Source organism: Bacteroidales bacterium (assembly GCA_018334875.1).
GTDB lineage: Bacteria > Bacteroidota > Bacteroidia > Bacteroidales > UBA12077 > JAGXLC01.
Window position 1 is genome coordinate 1 of the sequence record JAGXLC010000438.1, and the last position, 3340, is coordinate 3340.

The following is a 3340-nucleotide window of genomic DNA, read 5'->3' on the forward strand; positions in this document are numbered from 1 at the left end:
CATACAATTTCCGTGATACCTGTATTTTCAGTTTGCCTTTTAGTCAGTAAAGCCTGCAAAAATACAACAGATATTTGGTTATAACAATAAAGTAAGTTTCAATCGTTTGTTACATATTTCTGGAAATAATTATCCGGCCGGAAATTTCCTGTCAGTATTGTCTTTTTTGTTTTCAAAGTCCTGTTGAATTTTTTTATATTTGATATGAATGGAGATATTAAAACAAGTATTGAAACATCCATAAAATAATTGGTTTGCTTTAACAAGTTTTAAAGCATCTTTCATGATCGGAGAATTTTAATACTCTTAAATTCAATAATTATGAATTCAATATCAAGAAGAGCTTTCATCAAAAAAAGTATGGCCGGTACTGCCGGTGCATTGTTATCAACTCACGCTTTCGGCAACTTTTCTTCAATACTGGGTGCCAATGAAACAATTAACGTGGCCATAGCAGGATTTCGCTCTCATGGCCGGAGCCACATCAATGCTTATAAGAACATGCCCGGTGTCCGCATTGCTGCTCTTTGCGATGTGGATAAGGAAGTGCTTGATCGGGGTGTTGCCTCTTTGGCTAAAGACAACATCAAGCCAAAAGCTTACAGAGATATTCGGAAGTTGTTGGAGGATAAGGATGTGGATGCCATATCTGTGGTTACTCCCAACCATTGGCATGCTTTGGCTACTGTATGGGCTTGTCAGGCCGGAAAAGATGTATGTGTGGAAAAACCGGTTTCCCATTGTATTTGGGAAGGCCGTAAAATGGTAGAGGCAGCACAAAAGTATAACCGGATTGTACAAGCTGATCTGGATATGCGCTCTGATGAAAGCCGACATAAAGCTGTAGCCTATATCCATGAAGGGAATCTTGGCAAAATACTAAAAGTAAGAATAACCAATTATAAACGTCGGAGAAGTATAGGTAAGGTTCATGGGGTTCAGGCTGTACCCGACAATATAAATTATAATCTCTGGCTGGGCCGGGCGCCCATGGAGCCCCTGATGCGTCAGAATTTGCACTATGATTGGCATTGGCAATGGGCAACCGGCAATGGCGAAATCGGGAACAATGGTCCCCATCAGTTGGATTATGTTCGCTGGATACTGGGGAAAAACACCCTTCCTAAAACAGTAATGAGTTATGGCGGGCGTTATGGTTATCTTGATGATGGAGAAACACCCAATACCCAGGTGGCTGTTTATGATTATGATGGCATCCCGGTGATTTATGAATCCAGGGGACTTGCAGAAAACAAGTTTACCGAGATCATGAGCGATTTTGTAGGTTATACGGCTACCGGCAAGAAGGTTGTTCATCCCTACAAGAGTGAATCTCCCAATATGAATGTCATTGTGTTTTGTGAGAACGGCTATTTATACAACACCACCGTCTATGACAATGATGGAAAAGAAGTGAAGAGATTTGAATCCGAAAGTGAGACGGGGCCTCAGGCTCATTTTATAAATGCGGTCAGAAGCCGGAAGAAACAAGATTTGAGAACAAATATTGAAGAAGGCCACCTTTCCACATCATTGTGCCATATGGGCAATATCTCTTATTCGCTGGGCAGTCATTTGTCGCCAAATCAAATAAGGGAACGACTGGGAGATGATCGCCTTGCGATGCAAGCTTTTGAACGATTTCAGGAACACTTGGCTGCCAATGAAGTCAATATTTGGAAACAACCGGTGATGATGGGGCCGGTATTGCAATATGATTCTACAAATGAACAGTTCATCGGCGAATTTAGTGAAGAAGCGAATTATTATCTTAAAGATACGTATAGAGCGCCTTTTGTAATACCGGAAAAGGTATAGAATGCTATACTGGTGAACCGGGATCCGGATAATCCCGCTACAGCTCATCATTTAAAATTGAGGAGGAGTGATTATGATTATAAATAGGATAATATTACAGTCTAAGGTTTTTATCATGTCGTTAGGAGTCGTGTTAATGGTGGGGAATTTAACCAATTCTTCCATCGCACAAAATCAAAATTGGGAGAAAGCCGTCCAAAAATATGGACAATTAGAACAATTAAGCCGAGGGTTGGTAGCTATTCCTACGGATAAAGGGGGAATATATGTGGGTTGGCGGCTATTGGCAAGAGATCCTGATGGTATTGCTTTTAACCTCTATCGAAATGATGGTAACGGATCGGTAACAAAACTCAATGATCACCCGATTAAAAACTCTACCGATTATTTGGATGAAAATGCTCCCACCGGCGAAAAGTTATCATACACTGTTAAACCTATAATACAGGGAAAGGAGGGTGATGCCTGTGAATCATATGAGATTACCTCACAAGACAAACATTCGGATTCCTATCTGAGCATTAAGCTAAATGGGAACGATGATTTTCAGAAAGTAGGCATTGCTGATCTGGATGGGAAAGGTGGATATGATTTTGTTATAAAACAACCTGATACAAATATTGATCCATGGTACAAATACTGGCGGCCCAGTGGGGGTACGTATACACTGGAAGCCTATCGGCATGATGGTAAGTCATTGTGGACGTATGACCTGGGTTGGTCTATTGAGCGGGGTATTTGGTATTCTCCTTATGTGGTATATGATCTCAATGGTGATGGTCAGGCCGAAGTAGCTGTAAAAACCGGAGAAGGTGATCCCCGCGATGAGGAAGGAAGGGTGAAGAGCGGACCAGAATATTTAACCATTCTGGATGGTATGACGGGGCAGCCAATTGATCAGGCTGACTGGATATCCCGGGAACCGTTCTACGATATCAATCCACCAGATCCAGCGTCTCCTCTAACGCGTGGATATAATCATTCTTCCCGTAATCAACTTGGGATTGCCTACCTTGATGGTGAACATCCGCATTTAATCGAGGAGCGGGGCACTTACGACCTTATTATTGTTCGGGCTTATCGGTTAATTGAAGGCTCATTGAAACTAGTCTGGGAATGGGATAATCGAGATGCTCCTGACTATTACTGGGGCCAGGGTGCTCACTGGTTGCATTCGGCAGACGTTGATCAGGATGGCCGTGATGAAGTGATACTTGGTTCCGCGGTATTGGATAATGATGGCACAGAATTATGGTCAACTGGTCTGGGACATCCTGATGCTTGTTATGTTGGTGATTTAGATCCTGATCGTCCCGGATTGGAAATTTATTATGTTATTGAAACTGGTCAATCAGATGGTAATGGAATGTGTATGGTTGATGCCAAAACAGGGCAGATCATTTGGGGGATCGATGCACCCACCAACCATGTTCACGGTAAAGGATTATGCAGCGACATTGACCGGGTTCATCCGGGTAGAGAATGTTATGGTGCTGAAAGCGGACACGGGCCTATTGATTTT

2 protein-coding genes are annotated in these 3340 nt (G+C 42.4%); both read left to right on the plus strand.

The features are described 5' to 3' along the window. Positions 1–321: 321 nt before the first annotated feature. Positions 322–1818, plus strand: coding sequence for a Gfo/Idh/MocA family oxidoreductase (locus KGY70_19450; GenBank protein ID MBS3777379.1), 1497 nt, complete (start codon positions 322–324; stop codon positions 1816–1818). A gap of 136 nt (positions 1819–1954) precedes the next feature. Further along, positions 1955–3340 (plus strand): hypothetical protein (locus KGY70_19455; GenBank protein ID MBS3777380.1); only part of this gene is annotated, 1386 nt, incomplete at its 3' end.

What these genes read in the sequence shown, in the direction of transcription:
- KGY70_19450 (MBS3777379.1), top strand. Translation starts at nt 322, where the DNA reads ATGAATTCAATATCAAGAAGAGCTTTCATCAAAAAAAGTATGGCCGGT.